Annotated in this window: 20 protein-coding genes; 15 read left to right on the forward strand and 5 right to left on the reverse strand. The window is 42.7% G+C overall.

The genetic code is table 11. The features are described from left to right. The first annotated feature begins 54 nt into the window (after positions 1–54). On the forward strand, positions 55–1,398 hold the full coding sequence (locus tag FLP08_RS01275; protein WP_156273240.1) for a DEAD/DEAH box helicase: 1,344 nt from the start codon (positions 55–57) through the stop codon (positions 1,396–1,398). Between the two features lie 367 nt (positions 1,399–1,765). Here the strand turns inward: FLP08_RS01275 and lpdA are convergent, their stop codons facing one another. Together lpdA and FLP08_RS01285 are read right to left on the reverse strand one after the other, a co-directional pair. Further along, positions 1,766–3,169: a dihydrolipoyl dehydrogenase gene (gene lpdA, locus FLP08_RS01280; RefSeq protein ID WP_156273242.1), complete on the reverse strand. Its 1,404-nt coding sequence runs from the start codon at positions 3,167–3,169 to the stop codon at positions 1,766–1,768. A 193-nt stretch (positions 3,170–3,362) separates the two neighbouring features. Beyond that, positions 3,363–3,821 (reverse strand): Lrp/AsnC family transcriptional regulator, encoded by a 459-nt coding sequence (locus tag FLP08_RS01285; RefSeq protein ID WP_156273244.1) that lies wholly within the window; start codon positions 3,819–3,821, stop codon positions 3,363–3,365. Between the two features lie 156 nt (positions 3,822–3,977). On the opposite strand from FLP08_RS01285, the gene FLP08_RS01290 reads away from it, so the two are divergent. The 11 genes from FLP08_RS01290 to ribB all read left to right on the forward strand — a co-directional run bounded on the left by FLP08_RS01290 (position 3,978) and on the right by ribB (position 15,242). After that, positions 3,978–5,192: an aminotransferase class I/II-fold pyridoxal phosphate-dependent enzyme gene (locus FLP08_RS01290; RefSeq protein WP_156273246.1), complete on the forward strand. Its 1,215-nt coding sequence runs from the start codon at positions 3,978–3,980 to the stop codon at positions 5,190–5,192. 158 nt (positions 5,193–5,350) lie between these two features. After that, positions 5,351–6,823 (forward strand): Na+/H+ antiporter NhaC, encoded by a 1,473-nt coding sequence (gene nhaC, locus FLP08_RS01295; protein ID WP_156273248.1) that lies wholly within the window; start codon positions 5,351–5,353, stop codon positions 6,821–6,823. A 203-nt stretch (positions 6,824–7,026) separates the two neighbouring features. Beyond that, complete coding sequence (locus tag FLP08_RS01300) at positions 7,027–7,665, forward strand: peroxiredoxin (RefSeq protein WP_156273250.1); 639 nt, start codon at positions 7,027–7,029, stop codon at positions 7,663–7,665. A gap of 39 nt (positions 7,666–7,704) precedes the next feature. Continuing rightward, positions 7,705–8,019 (forward strand): thioredoxin family protein, encoded by a 315-nt coding sequence (locus FLP08_RS01305; protein WP_156273252.1) that lies wholly within the window; start codon positions 7,705–7,707, stop codon positions 8,017–8,019. Continuing rightward, positions 8,000–8,248 (forward strand): DUF6952 family protein, encoded by a 249-nt coding sequence (locus FLP08_RS01310; RefSeq protein ID WP_156273254.1) that lies wholly within the window; start codon positions 8,000–8,002, stop codon positions 8,246–8,248. Before FLP08_RS01305 ends, FLP08_RS01310 begins: the two co-directional genes overlap by 20 nt. A 122-nt stretch (positions 8,249–8,370) precedes the next feature. Beyond that, positions 8,371–8,871, forward strand: a complete 501-nt coding sequence (gene tpx / locus FLP08_RS01315; protein WP_156273256.1) for a thiol peroxidase — start codon at positions 8,371–8,373, stop codon at positions 8,869–8,871. After that, positions 8,871–9,233 (forward strand): diacylglycerol kinase family protein, encoded by a 363-nt coding sequence (locus FLP08_RS01320; RefSeq protein ID WP_156273258.1) that lies wholly within the window; start codon positions 8,871–8,873, stop codon positions 9,231–9,233. Before tpx ends, FLP08_RS01320 begins: the two co-directional genes overlap by 1 nt. A 330-nt stretch (positions 9,234–9,563) precedes the next feature. Then, positions 9,564–11,963: a DNA translocase FtsK gene (locus FLP08_RS01325; RefSeq protein WP_156273260.1), complete on the forward strand. Its 2,400-nt coding sequence runs from the start codon at positions 9,564–9,566 to the stop codon at positions 11,961–11,963. A gap of 9 nt (positions 11,964–11,972) precedes the next feature. Then, entirely contained in the window at positions 11,973–12,614 is a 642-nt protein-coding gene (gene lolA1, locus FLP08_RS01330; protein WP_156273262.1) for an outer membrane lipoprotein periplasmic chaperone LolA1, read from the forward strand. A gap of 1 nt (position 12,615) precedes the next feature. After that, positions 12,616–14,064, forward strand: a complete 1,449-nt coding sequence (locus FLP08_RS01335; RefSeq protein ID WP_156273264.1) for an LptF/LptG family permease — start codon at positions 12,616–12,618, stop codon at positions 14,062–14,064. Between the two features lie 29 nt (positions 14,065–14,093). Then, positions 14,094–15,242: a 3,4-dihydroxy-2-butanone-4-phosphate synthase gene (gene ribB, locus FLP08_RS01340; protein WP_156273266.1), complete on the forward strand. Its 1,149-nt coding sequence runs from the start codon at positions 14,094–14,096 to the stop codon at positions 15,240–15,242. Here ribB and FLP08_RS01345 read toward each other — a convergent pair. Continuing rightward, positions 15,239–15,871 carry an NAD(P)H-dependent oxidoreductase gene (locus FLP08_RS01345; RefSeq protein ID WP_156273268.1) on the reverse strand — a complete coding sequence of 211 codons (633 nt, stop codon included), beginning with the start codon at positions 15,869–15,871 and terminating at the stop codon, positions 15,239–15,241. The two genes, ribB and FLP08_RS01345, sit on opposite strands and share 4 nt — an antisense overlap. Before the next feature lie 124 nt (positions 15,872–15,995). Between FLP08_RS01345 and FLP08_RS01350 the strand changes: the two genes are divergently transcribed. The 3 genes from FLP08_RS01350 (at position 15,996) to FLP08_RS01360 (ending at position 17,998) form a co-directional block, all read left to right on the forward strand. After that, complete coding sequence (locus tag FLP08_RS01350; RefSeq protein ID WP_156273270.1) at positions 15,996–16,628, forward strand: SanA/YdcF family protein; 633 nt, start codon at positions 15,996–15,998, stop codon at positions 16,626–16,628. 74 nt (positions 16,629–16,702) lie between these two features. Continuing rightward, complete coding sequence (locus FLP08_RS01355; RefSeq protein WP_156273272.1) at positions 16,703–17,059, forward strand: phage holin family protein; 357 nt, start codon at positions 16,703–16,705, stop codon at positions 17,057–17,059. A gap of 144 nt (positions 17,060–17,203) precedes the next feature. After that, positions 17,204–17,998 (forward strand): HAD family hydrolase, encoded by a 795-nt coding sequence (locus FLP08_RS01360; RefSeq protein ID WP_156273274.1) that lies wholly within the window; start codon positions 17,204–17,206, stop codon positions 17,996–17,998. Here FLP08_RS01360 and FLP08_RS01365 read toward each other — a convergent pair. Together FLP08_RS01365 and FLP08_RS01370 are read right to left on the reverse strand one after the other, a co-directional pair. Continuing rightward, complete coding sequence (locus FLP08_RS01365; RefSeq protein ID WP_156273276.1) at positions 17,995–18,759, reverse strand: hypothetical protein; 765 nt, start codon at positions 18,757–18,759, stop codon at positions 17,995–17,997. The two genes, FLP08_RS01360 and FLP08_RS01365, sit on opposite strands and share 4 nt — an antisense overlap. Before the next feature lie 44 nt (positions 18,760–18,803). Then, positions 18,804–19,619 carry a L,D-transpeptidase gene (locus FLP08_RS01370; RefSeq protein ID WP_238388428.1) on the reverse strand — a complete coding sequence of 272 codons (816 nt, stop codon included), beginning with the start codon at positions 19,617–19,619 and terminating at the stop codon, positions 18,804–18,806. Positions 19,620–19,686: the final 67 nt, after the last annotated feature.

Below are 19,686 nucleotides of genomic sequence, written 5' to 3' on the forward strand. Positions count from 1 at the left end.
GGGGAAGACTTTGGCTTTCATAACGTACCTTTGCCAAAAATTAAACTTCAGGCTTTGAGTTTTCAGGAATTAAATTTAAATACACCGCTACGTAACGCACTGGAAGATCTGGATTTCCAGACTCCCACTCCTATACAGAAACAGGCATTTTCATCTATCATGTCTGGAAGAGATGTGGTGGGAATCGCCCAGACCGGGACGGGGAAGACTTTCGCTTACCTGCTTCCTCTGTTAAGAATGCTGAAATATTCTGAGCAAAAGAATCCGCGTATTCTTATCATGGTACCCACCAGGGAACTGGTGGTGCAGGTAGTTGGTGAGATCGAAAAACTTGCTAAATACATCAATGTTCGCGTGGCCGGGGTCTATGGTGGAGTAAATATCAATACGCAGCACCAGGAGCTAATGCGTGGCCTGGATATCGTAGTGGCCACACCAAGAAGGCTTTATGACCTTGTGCTTAGAAGAGCCGTACAGTTAAAATCTATTCAGAAATTCGTGATAGACGAAGTAGATGTGATGCTGGATCTTGGATTCAAATTCCAGGTTAATAATATCATAGAGCTACTACCAAATAACAGGCAAAGTATCATGTTTTCGGCCACCATGACCGAAACCGTTGAAGCGATGATCGATGCCAACTTCAAGGCTCCGGAAAAGATCTCGGTTGCAGTGAGTGGTACACCCCTGGAAAATATAGAACAACGCGGCTACAAGATCCCGAATTTTTATACCAAGGCGAATTTGCTCAGGCATCTGCTCAAGGATGAAGAGACCTACCATAAAATGCTCATTTTTATTGGAGACAAGCGAATTGCCGACAGGCTGTATGAAAACCTTGGAGAAGAATTCCCGGGCGAAGTGAGCCTGGTACATACCGGGAAAAGCCAGAATTACAGGCTTAAGAGCGTGACCGATTTTGATGAAGGCAACTCACGAATCCTTATCGCAACAGATGTGATGGCCCGCGGGCTGGACATTGAACATGTCTCCCATGTGGTGAATTTTGACACCCCCACCTACCCGGAAAACTATATGCACCGGATTGGTAGGACCGGCCGTGCCGAAAGAAAAGGACAATCCTTACTGTTCACCACAGAAAAGGAACAGGAATACCTGGATGCCATTGAAGAGCTTATGAAGATGGAAGTTCCGGAGTATGAATTACCCAAAGAGGTTAAGGTTTCAAAAGAACTCATCCCCGAGGAAAAGCCGAGGGCGATCGAAATCAACAATCCCAATAAGGACGTGGAAGAAGCCGGGCCGGCTTTTCATGAGAAAAAGAATAAGAACAAGAAAGTGAACCTCGGTGGCTCTTACCGCAGAGAGATCGCTAAGAAATATAAAAAGCCAAAAACCAGGGGCGACAAGAACGCTAACCGAAGGAGAAAAAAATAAAAAGGAGCGCATTTGCGCTCCTTTTGGTTTAATAAGATTATCACCTGAAATTTGTCATCCTGAACTTGTTTCAGGATCTCATGAGAAGCTGAATCAAGTTCAGCTTGACGAAAGGTTGATTGTATACTAACTTCTATTTTTCCTCTTTGCAGCCTTAGCCGCTCTTTTTTCTTTCAAACTCATGGTTGGCTCTTTTTTAGCCGAATTCTTTGAAGGAGATTTCTCTTTAGACATGTTTTCTAAATTTTAGAATTAACTCCTAAATGTAGTGATTGTTTCATTGCGAAATTCGCAAAAATCAACCTAACGATTATGAATGAAAAAACCGCCCAAATGGGCGGCTTTTTAAAACTATTTGATTCGATCATTAAATATGCAATGGTCTGTTCTCTGTTGCAGCAAGGGCAGCTTCTTTTACTGCTTCAGCATAAGTTGGGTGAGCATGAGACATTCTGGAAATATCCTCGGCAGAGGCCCTGAATTCCATCGCAGTCACCGCTTCAGCAATAAGATCGGCCGTTCTTGCACCAATCATATGCACTCCAAGAACCTCATCAGTCTTTTCATCTGCCAGGATCTTTACAAGTCCGTCAATATCACCACTGGCTCTTGAACGTCCAAGGGCACGCATTGGGAATTTCCCTTCCTTATATTTCACTCCTTCTTCCTTCAATTGCTCTTCGGTCTTTCCAACTGAGGCAACTTCTGGCCAGGTATAAACAACACCGGGAATAAGGTTATAGTCAATATGAGGTTTCTGTCCTGCAATTAGTTCAGCAACCATGGTGCCTTCTTCTTCGGCTTTATGGGCCAGCATGGCTCCGCGAACCACATCACCAATAGCGTAGATATTATCCACGTTGGTTTGAAGATGGTCATTCACCTTTACTCTTCCTTTATCGTCAAGCTCTACTCCTGCCGCATCGGCATTTAGTCCATCTGTATAAGGACGGCGACCTACCGAAACCAGGCAGTAATCACCTTTTAGTTCGATCTCTTTATCTTTCTTGTCATCGGCCTTGATGATGATCTCATCACCGTTTCTTTCAACCGATTTCACCTTGGTACTCAAATGGAACTTTACACCTTGCTTTTTAAGAACTTTCTGAAGTTCTTTTGAAAGGGCGCTATCCATGGTTGGGATGATCCTGTCAAGGAATTCCACCACAGTAACCTCAGCACCAAGACGACGGTAAACCTGACCAAGCTCAAGACCAATAACTCCACCACCAATTACGATCATGTGTTTTGGAACTTCCTTCAGCGTTAAAGCCTCGGTAGAAGTGATCACTCGCTCCTTATCAAGTTCAATGAACGGAAGATTTGCAGGCTTGGAACCGGTTGCAATAATGGTCTTTTTCGCTTCAATCGTTTTGGTCTCACCATCTTTTTCAATATTGATGTGAGTTTTGTCCTTGAAAGAACCTAAACCTTCATAAACATCGATCTTGTTCTTATCCATCAGGAACTTCACCCCGTCGCAAGTCTGGCTTACCACAGAAGATTTACGCTCCATCATCTTTTCAAGATTCAGCTTCACTTCACCAGGAATTTCAATTCCGTGCTCTTCAAAATGCTTGATCGCATCGTGATAATGGTGAGATGAATCTAAAAGCGCCTTACTGGGGATACACCCAACATTAAGACAGGTTCCACCAAGAGTGGAGTATTTTTCAATGATTGCAGTTTTCATACCCAGTTGGGCGCAACGAATGGCGGCAACATATCCACCGGGTCCTGATCCTATAACTGCAACATCATATGTACTCATAATTGTGTATTTTTTCGTTTTTCAAAAATCGATCGTAAAAGTACAACTATTCTCTACATTGACCAATAATCATTTTGCTGTAAGCAATAAGCTGTAAGCTGTAAGTAAAATTATAATTAGATTTTATAAATCTTAATTTTCCTCTTTCCTCTTTCCTCTTTCCACTATTCACTTTCAACTTTCCTCTTTTCACTTACAAACTTATAACCGTACTTTGTTTCACCTTATTAATGGTAAAGATACTTTTGGTACTGCCAATATGGTCCAGCGTGGTTAGCTTGGTCACCAGGAATTCACGATAGGCATCCATATCCCTCACCATTACCTTGAGCATATAATCAAAATCTCCGCTCACGTGCAGGCACTCGATCACCTCGGGCAGGTTGTTTACCTCCTTTTCAAAATTGGAAAGAAAGTCCTTTTTATGCTGCACAAGTTTGATCTGGCAAAGCACCATAAAACCCTTCTGAACCTTTTCCGGGTCTACAAGTGCCACATATTTAGAAATAATGCCCTCGCGTTCCAGTTTGCGAATACGTTCAAAAACTGCCGTGACCGAAAGTCCCAGGTCGTTGGAGATCTCTTTATTGGTCTTTTTACTATCGTCCTGAAGATGTCTCAGGATCCTTTTATCTATTTCGTCAAGTTTCATTTGCTTTAATTTATTTGGAAAAGCATCAGGATTCAAGATAAAAATAGATTTAAAATCTGAAATACTCCGAGATAGCCGATTTATTTTCCAAATATGACGCTCATCATTGTTTTTAAAACTGAATATCAGGAAATTTGATAGTATAAATCAAACATCATGAAATACAAACCGGCAGACCATATTCAGGATCTACAATATTTTGGAGAATTTGGAGGAGTGAACCCTTCGATCTCCGACTCATCGACCTATACCTTCCTTTCAGCCAAGACCATGTTCGATACTTTCGAGGGCAATGCTGAAGGTTGTTATTTATATTCACGCCACTCCTCCCCTTCTAACCTTTACCTAGGGGAAGCCCTTGCCGCGATGGAAGGGACCGAAGCCGCGAATGTGGCAGCTTCAGGAATGGGCGCGATCACTTCAGTATTAATGCAGTTGTGTAATGCCGGAGACCATATAGTTTGTAGCAGAACCGTTTACGGCGGAACCTATGCTTTTCTGAAAAATTTCGCTCCAAAATTCGGTATCGAAACCACATTTGTTGATATCACAAAGCCTGAGATGGTAGAGGCAGCAGTTCAGAAAAATACCAAGGTGATCTATTGCGAAAGTGTGAGCAACCCGTTGCTGGAGATCGCAGACCTTCCGGTATTGGCCAGGATCTCAAAAGCGCGTGATCTGAAATTGGTAGTAGACAATACATTTTCCCCGCTTTCCCTTAGCCCGGCAAAACTGGGTGCAGATGTGGTGATACACAGTCTAACCAAATTCATTAATGGAAGCAGCGATACGGTTGGCGGTGTGGTTTGCGGAACCACTGAATTCATCAACGATCTTAGGAATGTGAACGATGGGGCGGCTATGCTACTTGGTCCAACTATGGATAGCCTGAGGGCAGCATCGATCCTGAAAAACTTAAGAACACTTCATATCAGGATGAAACAACATAGCCTGAATGCCATGCACCTGGCTCAGAAATTCCAGGAAAATGGTTTTAAAACCGTTTATCCGGGACTTGAGTCTCATCCGGGTCATGAAACCTTCAAGAAAATGATGAACGAATCTTATGGTTTTGGCGGTATGCTTACCATAGACGTTGGTTCCCTTGATAAAGCCAACGAACTCATGGAACTCATGCAAGAAAAGAACCTGGGATATCTTGCGGTAAGTCTTGGATTCTACAAAACACTTTTCAGCGCGCCCGGCACATCTACCTCTTCTGAAATTCCTCTAGAAGAACAAATGGAAATGGGACTTAGCGATGGGCTAATTCGTTTCTCCATAGGTTTGGATAATGATATTTCAAGAACTTATGAGCGAATGAAAGAATGTATGATGAAAGTTGGGGTTTTAGCCACCGAAATGGTTTAAAATTTTGCAGGATTAAGCCGAAAGTCGTAAAATTACGATCAGAAAAAATGATCAATATTAACGACCGGTTTTAAAAATAAAGGCCTCAGGGTAGATCTGATGATTTTCAGATTTGCCCTGAGGCTAATTTTTTGCCATATATAAAGTACTGAGCCTTAATGGAAAACTCTACTGCAAGTCCTAAGAATGAACCAATCCTTGAAAACAAAGAGCTGAATATCTGGGAGGCATTGATCCCCGTTTTTGCCCTTATCGGCATGCTGGCCTTCAATGTTTTTGTATTTGGAGATGATGCCCTTAGCGGATCTAACCAGTTCATTCTTCTTTTAGGAGGTGCCGTGGCTGCCATCGTAGGTTACTTTAATAAGGTGAAATTTGATACGATGATAGACGAGGTGGCCGGGAACATTGAAAGCACAGCCGGCGCGATCCTTATCCTGCTCATGGTAGGTGCCCTGGCCGGGACCTGGCTTATCAGCGGGATCATCCCTACCATGATATATTACGGTCTTCAGATATTAAATCCCACCATTTTTCTGGCAGCCTGTGTGATCATTTGTTCCGTTATTTCTCTGGCTACGGGAAGTAGCTGGACCACTTCAGCGACCGTAGGTATTGCGCTTATTGGTATCGCCGATGCATTGGGAATTTCGTTAGGAATGACTGCAGGAGCCATACTTTCCGGAGCTTATTTTGGAGATAAGATGTCGCCGCTAAGTGACACTACGAATCTTGCGCCGGCCATGGCAGGAACCGATCTTTTTACACATATTAGATATATGGCCCTAACTACTGTGCCTACTATTACCATTACCATAATCGCCTTTATAATTATTGGTCTAAACCTGGATACCAGCGGAACTACAGATACCACCGACATATTGAATTCTATAGATGCTGCCTTCAACATCAGCCCATGGCTGTTCGTGGTACCTGTCCTGGTTATCTTTCTGATCGTTAGAAAAACTTCCCCGCTTATCGCGCTTTTAATAGGTACTTTGCTTGGAGCCGTAGCCGCCCTTATCGCCCAGCCCGATGTGGTGCTCGCAGTTAGCGGAATGGATGAACTGAACTTTATTAGTGGATACAAAGGCATCATGAATGCCATTACCGTAGATAGTGCTGTAGAAACCGATTCTGAAGCTTTGAACGACCTTTTTGCCTCCAGCGGAATGGCCGGAATGCTTGGGACCATCTGGCTTATCCTTTGCGCGATGGTATTTGGAGGAATCATGGAAGCAATTGGAGCCCTGGCCAGAATCAGTAAAGCTTTATTGAACCTTTTCCATACCACTTTCGGATTATTTGCCAGCACCGTTATTAGCTGCCTGGCATTGAACGTTACAGCATCAGACCAGTACCTGGCCATCGTGGTTCCCGGGAAAATGTTCGCGAAAGCCTATAAGGATAAGGGCCTCGCACCCGAGAATTTGAGCCGTAGTTTAGAGGATTCAGGAACGGTGACCTCGGTTCTGGTTCCATGGAACACCTGTGGAGCTTATCACAGTGGGGTTCTGGGAGTGCCCGTACTATCTTATGCTGGGTACGCCTTCTTCAATTACCTAAGCCCATTTATGACATTATTATTCGCAGCTGTGGGTATAAAAATTAAAATGCTTACTGAAAAATAATTGGTGAGACTTTCGCAGATCTGAAGTTAATTTCCTGATAATTTGGCAATTATAGATGCTCGCTATTACACTTATCTAAGTTGATAGACAAACCCTATCAAACAATAAAATTTAAAAATTTTCAGTCCTTTTAAATGCGCGTTTAGATGCTAATTTTGCTACGTAGAAAAAGAGAAAGTTAAACTTAAAAAACAATAATTTATATGGCTTTAGTAGGAAAAAAATTTCCAAACCTTAGCGTAGACGCAATGAACGAAATGGGAGATACTTTCAAAATAAACGTTTTGGAAGAAGCTCAGAAGAACAATAAGAAAGTATTGCTTTTCTGGTACCCAAAAGATTTCACCTTTGTTTGCCCTACCGAACTTCACGCTTTTCAAAATGCTATGGAAGAATTTGAAAAGAGAAATGTTATGGTGATCGGAGCGTCTTGTGATACTCCAGAGGTACACTTCGCCTGGTTGAATACTCCAAAAGATAATGGAGGAATCGAAGGTGTAAAATATCCTATCCTTGCAGATTCTAACCGTAACTTAAGTTCTAGACTTGATATCCTTGATATCATGAGCGAAACTTACGATGAGGAAACCGGAGCGATCACTCTTGAAGGAGACAATGTAACTTACAGAGCTACTTACCTTATCGATGAAGAAGGAACTGTATTCCACGAAGGTATCAACCATATGCCACTTGGAAGAAACGTAAATGAATTCCTAAGATTGATCGATGCTTACACTCACGTTCAGGAAAAAGGAGAAGTTTGTCCTGCAAACTGGGAAGAAGGTAAAGAAGCAATGAACGCCGACAGAGAAGGTGTAGCGAACTACCTAAGCTTAAACTAAGAGTGCTCAGGCATTATTCAGGAATCTAAAAAAATTGCTATGATTAAAGAATTAGATCAGGATAACTTAAGCGAAGTAGTAGAAAGCAACGACACCGTGGTGGTTCAGTATATGGCCGGCTGGTGTGGTAACTGCAGGCTTATGAAGCCAAAATTCAAAAAACTGGCTGAAGAGAATGAAAATGCCCAGTTTGTATTCGTTGATGCCGAGAAATTCCCGGAATCAAGAAAACTGGCCAAAGTAGATAACCTGCCAACTTTTGCTACTTTCAAAAATGGAAGTTTTAAGAATCAGGTTCAAACAAATAAGTTTGACCAGTTAAAAAACTTAGTAGATGAAGTTACCAGTAATTAAACATTTACAGAGAAACAACGAGGAGGTAAAACTTCAGCATACCATCGAAGTTCTGGAAAGTTTCACCGAGCACCGTTCGGTAACCGAAGAACAGATGGATGTGATTGGAGAATTAATTACCAACCTTTGTGGAGCTGTAGAAGTTCATAAAATGATACAGGATGGTATGCCAGAAAAGGATGCCGCTAACAATTTTGTAAAGAAAGTCCTGGGCTCTATAGACCAGTAGATCTTCTTACAAATCATTTCAAAAGGGCTGTTTTCATTAGGAAACAGCCCTTGTTGTTTTATGATAATTTTAGTAATAACCGAAAGACAATCTTATAAATTTATAGACCTAACAAAAATAGCATGGCAAAGATTGAACTCGGTGATGAAATCGTAACTACTTATGGTAGTCTTCCCGCCTTAAATGAAAAGGCACCCCATTTTGAACTTATAAAATCTGATCTTAGCATCAGCACTCTTGAAGACTATAAAGGCAAAAGAGTGATCATGAATATTTTCCCGAGTATAGACACTAATGTCTGCGCCACTTCGGTTCGTAATTTCAATAAAAAAGCTTCAGAATTGAAAAATACTGTAGTTTTGTGCATCTCACGGGATCTGCCTTTCGCCCAGCAAAGATTTGTAAGCGATGAAGGATTAAAAAAGGTGGTGAACCTTTCAGATTTCAGAGATCGAAACTTTGGCAAGGATTACGGGGTAGAAATGATAGATGGCGCCTTTGAAGGGCTTTTATCCAGGGCTGTCCTGGTACTGGATGAAAATGGTCATGTTATACATTCACAGCAGGTTCCTAAAATAGATGAGGAGCCCGACTATCTTGCCGCCTTGAAAACACTCTTATAATGAAAAACAGTTTCCTCGGAAAAAGGATCAGAGGAGGAGGATATGCGATAAAAGGTGCCTGGTTGCTGCTAAGGCATGAGCCAAGTATTCAGGTACAGTTTGGTATTTCGATACTGGTATGCATCGCGGGCTGGTTCTTCGATATTACCCGAACCGAATGGATGTTCCAGTTTTTTGCCATAGGCCTGGTCATGTCGGCCGAAGGGCTGAATACCGCTATGGAGGCCATGGCAGATTTTGTACACCCGGACTTCCATAATAAGATCGGCCATATTAAAGATGTTGCGGCGGGTGCGGTTTTTATCGCGGCCCTGATAGCAGTGATCATCGCCTGCTTTATTTATTTCCCTTATATTTTTTAAACCTGAATTAATTTATCACTTCACCTGTAAACTACTGGTTTTAAAGTTCCCAGACTATTTTTGGTTAACTAAAATCGGGGTGAATAAAATTTTATAAATACATACTACAGGCAGTCCATCCCTTGCTATTCGTGGACCGGATCCTAATACCGCCTAAGGAATTTTCAGGCAATCTTTCTTCGCAGAATCCAGTAATTTTTACACGGGCATTTCTCCCTGCTGAGAAGTTGATAATTAATCTGACCTCCGCACAATTTTTAGTTTCTAAATGCATTTATTTATTTTAATAGTCGCTTATTTGTATTTTTGCTCAAATCCTTGAACCTACGTATGGCTAAAAAGAAAGCTAAGACCAAGAAAACCGCCAAAAAACCTCGTAATTTCTCACTAAAGCTGAACAGGCAGCAAAAAGTGGTTCTCGGTAGTTTCCTAATGCTTTTTGGCCTTGCCCTTATCGTGGCATTCATATCTTTTTTGTTCAACTGGCAGGCAGATCAAAGTGTGCTCAACGAATTCGCCGACCGCGAGGTGGAAGCGAAAAACTGGCTGAGCAAATTTGGTGCGGCTATCAGCGACTTTTTTATCTATAAAGGTTTTGGACTTGCCTCCTTCTCTATTGCCTTCCTAATTTTGCTAAGCGGAATATATCTTTTCTTCGGTTTCAATAGCTCGAACCTGAGAAAATTCTGGTTTTGGGGAGTGCTGGTGATGATCTGGCTTTCGGTATTCTTTGGCTTTTTCGCCGGGAATTATGCCTTGCTTGGTGGCCGTATTGGCTATGAGACCAACGATTTTATACAGGATTACCTGGGATTCTTCGGAACTGTCTTATTAATGCTTTTCCTTTTTATGGCTTATCTGGCCATTCGCCTAAGAGTTACTCCGGAAATGGTTGGCGGATATTTCAGGTCCGGAAAAAAAGAGCTCAAGGATGCCATGGAGGAACACCAGTCTGAAATTTCTGAAACCGATGAAGAACTCGACTGGAAAGAAAGCCTCACCCCCACTAAACCTGTGCAGGAAGAAGAAAAACCTCAAAGCATAGATCTTTCAGAAGAAAGCATTTCAGAAAGCCCTGAAAAGAAAAAAGAACCAGAACCGTCTCCGCAAATGGAGATCCATACCACCCAGGAAGAGCCTGAAGATGACGTGGCCATGGAGGTAGAAGCTGCTCCCGAAGAGGAAGAGGAAGATAATCTGAGCACCAAGCTTGTACGTGATTTCGGAGAATTTGATCCTACCCTGGAACTCAAGAATTATAAGTTCCCGACAATTGAGCTTCTAAAGGACTATGGCGGCACTATCACCATAGACCAGGAAGAACTGGAAGAGAACAAGAACCGTATCGTTGAGACCCTGAAGAACTATAAGATCGAGATCGCCCAGATCAAGGCGACGGTTGGCCCAACGGTAACCCTATATGAAATTGTTCCCGAAGCAGGGATCAGGATCTCCAAGATCAAGAATCTTGAGGACGATATCGCCCTGTCCCTTTCGGCACTGGGCATCAGGATCATCGCTCCTATTCCGGGACGAGGTACCATTGGTATTGAAGTCCCTAACAAAAATGCCAGTATCGTTTCCATGCGTTCGGTGATCGCTTCACCAAAATTCCAGAATGCCGAGATGGAACTTCCCCTGGCATTAGGAAAGACAATTTCCAATGAAACATTCGTGGTAGACCTCGCCAAGATGCCGCATATGCTTATGGCGGGAGCAACGGGTCAGGGTAAATCTGTAGGACTGAATGCCATTTTAACTTCGCTGTTATATAGCAAACACCCGGCAGAGGTAAAATTTGTATTGGTTGATCCTAAAAAGGTAGAACTTACCTTATTCAATAAAATAGAACGTCACTACCTGGCCAAACTTCCTGATACCGAAGACGCCATCATCACCGATAATACCAAGGTTATTAACACCCTGAATTCGCTTTGTATCGAGATGGACGACAGGTACGAGTTGCTGAAGAACGCCATGTGCCGGAACATCAAGGAATACAACGCGAAATTCAAGGCAAGAAAGCTTAACCCGAATGACGGGCATAAGTTCCTGCCTTATATCGTATTGGTGGTGGATGAGTTCGCCGACCTTATCATGACCGCTGGCAAGGAAGTGGAAACTCCTATCGCCCGTCTGGCGCAACTTGCCCGGGCTATCGGGATACATTTAATCATTGCCACCCAAAGACCATCGGTAAACGTAATTACCGGTATTATCAAGGCAAACTTCCCGGCAAGGGTAGCCTTCAGGGTAACCTCAAAGATCGATTCCAGGACCATCCTGGACAACCAGGGTGCAGACCAGTTGATTGGTCGCGGGGATATGCTGTTCACCCAGGGGAATGAGCTCAAGCGGCTTCAGTGTGCTTTCGTAGATACGCCTGAGGTTGACAAGATCACAGAATTCATTGGGGCACAAAAAGCATATCCAGATGCACACCAGTTACCTGCCTACGAAAGTGAGGAAAGTGGCACAGGAGTTGATATAGATGTGAGCGAGCGGGACAAGCTGTTCCGCGAAGCTGCAGAGGTGATCGTTACCGCCCAGCAGGGCTCGGCATCATTGCTTCAGAGAAAATTGAAACTTGGCTATAACCGTGCAGGTAGAATCATCGATCAACTGGAAGCCGCAGGCATCGTTGGTCCTTTTGAAGGAAGCAAGGCAAGACAGGTTTTAATCACAGATCTCGCAGCTTTAGATCAACTATTAAATGAACCAGACAATTAAAAATTCAAAATGAAAAAATTAGTATTCATCCTGGCCGCAGTTCTTTCCTTAAACGTCCAGGCACAAAGCTCGCAGAAAGCAGAAAAATTACTTAACGAGGTATCTTCCAAGGTGAAGAATTACGATAATATGGTTATCGAATTCAAATATGCCCTGGAAAACGAGGCTGAAAATGTTAGGCAGGAAACCAGAGGCGATGTTAGCATTAAAGGTGAGAAATATGTTCTTAACCTTATGGGTACTACCCAGATGTTCGACGGAAAGAAAATCTACACTATCATTCCGGAGGATGAGGAGATCAATATTTCCAATTATGTAGAAGAGGATAGCAACAGCATTACGCCTTCTAAAATGTTCAGTTTTTATGAAGACGGATACAATTATGAGATGGCGGCCACCCAGAATGTAAAGGGACGCCAGATCCAGTATGTGAAGCTTACTCCAAAAGACAGCAATGCCGAGATCAAGAACATACTATTGGGGATAGACAGCCAGACCAAGCATATCTACGATCTTATCCAGACACAGGAAAATGGCACTAAAGTGACGATTACCGTGAAAAGCTTTAAGACAGACCAGCCGCTTGCGGAGAATCTATTTAACTTTAACGAAGATCGTTACAGCGATTATTACATCAATAGATTAGACTAAATTGAAAATACTCGACCGGTACATACTAACCAGTTTTCTAAAAACTTTTTTTTCGGTCTTTATCATACTCATGTTCATCTTTGTACTCCAGACCATCTGGCTGTACATAGGTGAACTTGCTGGTAAAGACCTGGATACAGAAGTGATCCTGAAATTCCTTTTGTATTTCTCCCCGAAACTGGTACCACTGGTATTACCGCTCACCATCCTGCTTACCTCGATCATGACCTTCGGCTCTTTTGCCGAAAATTACGAGTTCGCCGCGATGAAATCATCGGGTATTTCACTTGGGCGCGCCATGCGCAGCCTTACCGTCTTTATCGTTTTTATAAGCCTGGTAGCCTTCTTTTTTGCCAATAATGTGATCCCGGCTGCAGAATTCAAATCTATCAACCTCCGAAAAAACATTGCCCAGCTGAAACCAGCCATGGCCATTACCGAAGGAACCTTCAATGATATTGGAACCTTCAATATCAAGGTGGATGAAAAAAGCGGAGAGAACGACCAGTACCTCACCGATGTGATTATTCATCAGAAGAAAAAGACCGGTGGAAATAATACGGTTATCAAAGCCAAGGAAGGCGAACTGGTGGGAAGCACAGATTCAGATGTACTTTCTCTTATCCTGAAAGAAGGTAATTATTACGACGAGGTAGAACCCAGCGATTACCAGAAACGAAAAAGGAAACCCTTTACCAAGAGCTATTTTGACGAATATGTGATCAACATAGACCTATCTGACTTCAACAATGTAGATCTTGAAGATGAAACTTACAGTTCTGCACATGGGATGCTTAAGATCTCTGAGCTTGATGAAAGTATAGATTCATTTTCGGTTTCCTATAACGACCGGATGGCGGCCTTTCGTAAGAACATGTACAACCGTACCGGTATCTCTAACCTCAATAACAACTACAAGCCAAAAGATACTGTTATTAATGAGGATTCTGAGCTTCTCTCCTATTTTGACACTTATGATGCTGCGCAGATCTCTAACCTAGCCCTGGGTACGGTAAATTCAGCCCTGGCCCATTTAGGAATGAAGAAGCAGGAATTCAAGGTAAATATCAAACAGATCAATAAATTCGAGATCGCCCTGCATGAAAAATATGCTTTGGCTATCGCCTGTATCGTATTGTTTTTTGTGGGAGCCCCGCTTGGAGCGATCATCAGGAAAGGTGGAATGGGTCTGCCAATTGTTGTAGCAATACTCCTTTTCTTAACTTATCACTTCATAGGAATTTTTGCGAAGAATTCGGCTGAAGACGGTAGTATCCCGGCCTTTATTGCCACCTGGCTTTCTACGTGGATCATGTTGCCTTTAGGCATATACCTTACTTATCGGGCGACTACAGACCAGGGACTGTTCGTATTCGACAATTTCATCGCACCGGTAAAGAAACTCTTCAAAAAAGCCGGGCTATTCAAGGATAAAAGTAAAACAGAATAAATATCTTTGCAGCCACAAAATTAGATAGTATGGCTCAGGTGGAGAACAATCAATATTCGGTAAAACTGGACAATATTCAGGAGGCGATAGACGATATTCGTGCCGGAAAGGTGATCATCGTGGTAGATGATATCGACAGGGAGAACGAAGGAGATTTCCTTGCCGCCGCAGAGAAGGTTACCCCCGAAATGATCAACTTCATGGCTACCCACGGCCGCGGACTTATCTGCTCTCCTCTTACAGAAGCCAGATGTAACGAGCTGAAACTGGAAATGATGGTTGGCAATAATACCGACCCCATGGAAACAGCTTTCACCATTTCAGTTGACCTGCGAGGAAAGGGAGTTACCACGGGAATTTCAGCAGCAGACAGAGCCAAGACCATACAATCACTTATAGATCCTGAAACCAAGCCCACAGACCTCAACCGTCCCGGGCATATTTTTCCGCTTAAGGCAAAAGAAGGTGGCGTGCTTAGACGTACCGGGCATACCGAGGCAGCGATAGACTTTGCCAGGCTGGCCGGGTTTGAACCTGCCGGAGTGATCGTGGAGATAATGAACGAAGATGGAACCATGGCCAGGTTACCCCAGTTAATGGAAGTTGCCAAAAAGTTCGATCTAAAGATCGTTTCTATTGAAGACCTGGTTGCCTACAGGATGCAGCATGATTCTCTCATTGAGAAAAAAGAAGATTTTGAACTGGATACAAGGTTTGGAAGGTTCAGACTAAGAGCTTATAAGCAAACAACGAATTCCCAGGTACATATCGCCCTGACCAAGGGTAGCTGGAAACCCAACGAGGAGATCATGGTGAGGGTAAACTCTACCCTTGTGAACAATGATATCCTGGGCACTCTTACCAATAATGCCGATAAAAAACTGGACGGAATGTTCCAGGCCATCAATGAAGAAGGCCGCGGAGCCATTGTCTTCATCAACCCGGCGAACCAGTCTCCTAACCTGCTGAACAGGCTGGCAGAACTAAAGGAAAGTCAGAAAAAGGGTGAGATAAAAGCGCCACCGGTCAAGATGGATAATAAAGACTTCGGGATTGGAGCGCAGATCCTCCATGACCTGGAGATCCATAAGATCAGGCTGCTTTCTAACACTCAGCAAACAAAACGTGTGGGGATGATTGGTTACGGCCTTGAAATCACCGAATACGTAAATTACTAATCGATCTCGATGATGACCTCATCCAGGGGTCTTCTTACTTTTTTGAATTTAGAGAATTCGTCATCTTCGGCACGGTAACCTACGGGTAAAACTAAGACCGAGCGAAGGTTCTTATCGGGTAAGCTTAGGAATTCATCATATTTTTCAGGTTCAAAACCTTCCATGGGGCAGGCGTCGATCTCTTCAGAAGCACAAACGGTAAGCAAGGTTCCCAACGCCAGGTAGGCCTGGTTGGTAGCCCAGGCGTGGATCTCTTCTTCAGCCTTGGTCTTAAAATCGTTTACCAGGAATTCGTGAAAAGGTTTAATGATCTCCTCCGGGGTTTCCCTTACATGCTTTACCCTTTTGAAATAATTGGTAATAAATTCCTCGTCCACCTTATCTTCGATACATATCACCAGTACATGAGAAGCGGTGTTTACCTGCTGCTGGTTATAGGAGAAATCCCTTAGTTTGGATTGAAGCTCCTTATTGGAAATAATGAGCATTTTTAGAGGCTGTAATCCGTAAGATGTAGCCGTAAGGTTAAAGGCCTTTTTGAGGACCTCTATTTTATCTTCAGAAAGAATTTTAGACTCGTCGAATTTCTTGGTCGCATAGCGCCAGTTCAAAGCTTTTATATTACTCATAACGCATTCAAATAATATTTTACAAATGTACACAATGTTAAAGGCAAGACCGGCGTTAGCCCATAAATTAATCTGATACATCCAATTTTTATGGCTATCTTCGGTATACATTCATCGATCTAAAATGCGGCGATTAAAAAAAATCATCCTGTTCTCGGTTATCGGCCTGGTGCTCATAATTTTCGTTATCCTGGGCATCGAAGCTACCTTCCAGAGACAAACCCAGGACCTTATTTACAAAGAGATTTCTGAGATCCCTCATTCTGAAACGGTGATCATTCTTGGTGCCAGTGTACATGCAGACGGGAAACTATCGCCTATTCTGAAAGACCGGGTAGACACAGCTATCAAACTATATGAAAATGGCATCGTAGAAAACTTCCTCGTTACCGGTGATCACAGGAGCGACGATTATAACGAGGTAGCGGCCATGACAAACTATCTTCAGAAGAACGGCATCGATAAAAGTCTTATCACTTCAGACCATGCCGGCCTGGATACCTATGATAGTATGTACCGTGCAGGCAGGGTGTTCAATATCGAAGACGCTATCGTGGTCACCCAGAACTTCCACCTTCCCAGAACCCTTTTTATTGCCCAGAACCTTGGACTGGATTATCATGGATTTGCCGCAGACCAGAGCGCTTATCAAACCGAATACCGACTTAAACAAAGGGAAAAACTGGCCAATTTAAAGGCCCTATGGGAAGTACTTCTAAAGAAAAAACCCCATTCCTTACAGGCATTTATCCATTAGGAATAGACCTCAATAAGGCAACCCATCGCATTTTTGGTATATTAGGATATTACTAACTACTAAAAACAATCAACATGTTCCAGTGGATAATCCATATCCTTATCGACGCGCTAGTTCTGCTCGTCGCTGCAAAACTGATCTCCAGAGTTCATTTAAGCGGATTCAAATCTGCTTTGATAGTCGCGATCATCATCGGAATTCTAAGCTTTCTGTTAAGCTGGCTGCTTACGGCAATTCTAAATATTGCCACCCTTGGTATCTTTTACTTCCTGGGACTGGGCTTTATCACCAGGGTGATCGTTAACGCGATCATCATCGAGATCGCAGATAAACTGACTTCAGATTTTAAAACCGATGGTTTTGGAGCCTCGGTGCTCCTGGCTTTTGTGATAGCTGTTTTCAGCTTGATAACGGATGCATTGCTATTTTAAAAAAATACCGGGTGAATGATTTCATCCGGTATACTTATATCTTCAGCTTATAAGCTTGGCTTATGGTAGAAGCAGGAAATTTAATCCAGATTTAATCCTATTCCCGGCACATTAGTCTATTTTTGATCTTTTAAAATCAGAACCATGATCAAACTTATTGTAACCGATGTTGACGGAACCCTGCTGAATGATAATCACGAGTTACACCCCGATTTCTGGAAGGTAGAAGAACAGCTCACCAAAAATGGGATCTTGTTTTCCATCGCCAGTGGGCGGCAGTTCTATAACCTGGAATCTAAGTTTGACAGGATCAAGGACAGGACCATGTTCTTTGCCGAAAATGGCACCTATGTATCCCATCGTGGGAAGGAACTCTATGTAAATCCCATAGACGAAAAAGCCGCGAAAGAATTCATTGAAATGGGAAGAGAGCTGGAAAAGACCAATCTGGTGCTATGCGGAAAATCTTCAGCTTATATTGAAACCAGTGATGAAGGTTTCAGAAAGGAAATATCTAAGTTTTATGAAAGGCTGCAGGTGGTTGATGATCTTACCAAGGTTGAGGACACTTACCTTAAAGTGACGCTTTGCAATTTTGATGGGGTCGAAGAGAATACCTTTCCGCATTTTGTAGATTATACCGACAGGTATAAAGTTGCCATCGCTGCAAAAGTATTTATAGACATTACGGCACTGGATGCGAATAAAGGAAATGCCATAAAAGGAATCCAGAAAGAACTTGGGATTAGTCCCGAGGAAACCCTTGTGTTTGGCGATTATTTGAATGACCTGGAAATGATGCAGGTGGCAAAGCATAGCTACGCCATGAAAAATGCTCATCCAGAGATCATCGAGGCCAGTAATTTTGTTACCAGCCACGATAATAACAATAATGGCGTATTAAGAACTATTGAGGACCTGGGACTACTCAGGGCTTAATTAATGATGATATTGGTTTTATCGAGCCCCGTATTTCCCGTTTCAGGGTCGTAGGCATAAATAAGGATTTCGTATAGTCCCTTTTCCAGTTTCATTTCTGCACTAAAAGTGCTAGGTTTATCTTTCTGAACCATTTCGATTTCCTTCGCAATTCCTTCTTCCGAAGTTACGATGGCCGTTACTTCGTACTGGTTGGCATCCCAGATCCCGCCTTCGGTAACGGGGCAACCGCACATCATGACCACATTCGCTAACAGCTCTATATCATTTGATGAGGCAATCCTTTCGTGGGTTTGAGGAGAAATTATATCTACTACAAAGCCTGGAATTTCAAGAACCAGTCCGTCACCAGTAATATGTTTTCCAGGTATTACCCAGAGCTGTGTGCTGCTGAGCACCGTCGCCTGTTTCTTGTTAATTGGCGCATAGGCTTCAACTGTTACAAAGGTTGGTTGCTCAATATCGAGCTTGGCATTAAAGCCAGCGGTCTCATTATCAGACAAAGTTGAATTCCTTTTCCAGTTCTGTTTCATGATCTTATCCGTATTGCCGGTACTGCCGGTGGTAATACCCTCAGCCAGTACCTCCCCGGTTAAATCATCTTTTACCAGGATATGAGCCCCACCGATGGAACTACCTATAAATTTGGCATCCTTGGCTTTAGCCCTTATCATAAGGTTCGTTTCCTGGGCCTGAATACAGACCGAAGTGAGCATCAAAAAAAGGACAAGAAAAAGCCGGTAAATATCAAATCTCTTCATAAGAATCAATGTTTACCGGCTAAGTTAATTAAAAACTAATTCAATTAAACCTTGGCTAATTCTGCTTCAGTTTCTTTTGAAGCTATATTGTGGAAATTCTTAGGGTCATTCTGATAATTCTCCACATATTCTTTAAGTGTATCTAGTTCTTCCTGAGTAAGATCATTGGCCTTCATGTTCTGGGAAAGCTTGATCCACGGTTTTTCAGCAGAATAATCATATTCTCCAAAGACCATAAAAGGAGTTCCATTTCTGGCAATCCTGGAACCTTTCACTTCCCACATATCTGCCCAATCGAAAATATACTTGGCGTCATCCATATAAAGTCTTACACAACCGTGACTGGCCGGGTATCCGGGAAGGGCATACTGGTGCACTCCTACCCCTTCAAAATTCATGAAATTGAAATAATAGGGCAGGATCCATGACGCATCTACAGTACTAACCTTACGTTTTGCCTTGTAATTCCCGTAATTTAAACCGCTTGGCGTCCTGGTAGAGCTTTTACCGGTACTCACCGGTCCCCATTTCACCAGGTTCCCATTTTCATAAAGCCCAAAGGCCTGAACCCTTTTATTAATTAGGACGGTTTTTGGGATACACCCAAGCGTATTGATATGTTGCGGGAAGGGGCTATAGGTATTAAAATCTTCTGAAGCACATTCGGGAACAATTATCGGCCTATTAGGTCTCAATCTATTCTTCTCGATCCTGTTCAGGGCCAGAATGGTTTTTAATTGGTCTTCAGAATATGATTTGAAAAGGCTATCGATATCTGCCCGGGTATTAAGAGAATCAATTGTATAACTGATCTCTTTTCGGAAGATTTTAGGGTCTTTTTTCACAATCGGGTTTCTCATCGACAACTCTTTAGATTGTGAAACTGAAGGTTCTACTACCTGCGTATTAGAATTACAGGCAAGAAAA

Origin of the sequence: Christiangramia aestuarii (genome assembly GCF_009735585.1) — a bacterium.
Taxonomy (GTDB): Bacteria; Bacteroidota; Bacteroidia; order Flavobacteriales; family Flavobacteriaceae; genus Christiangramia; species Christiangramia aestuarii.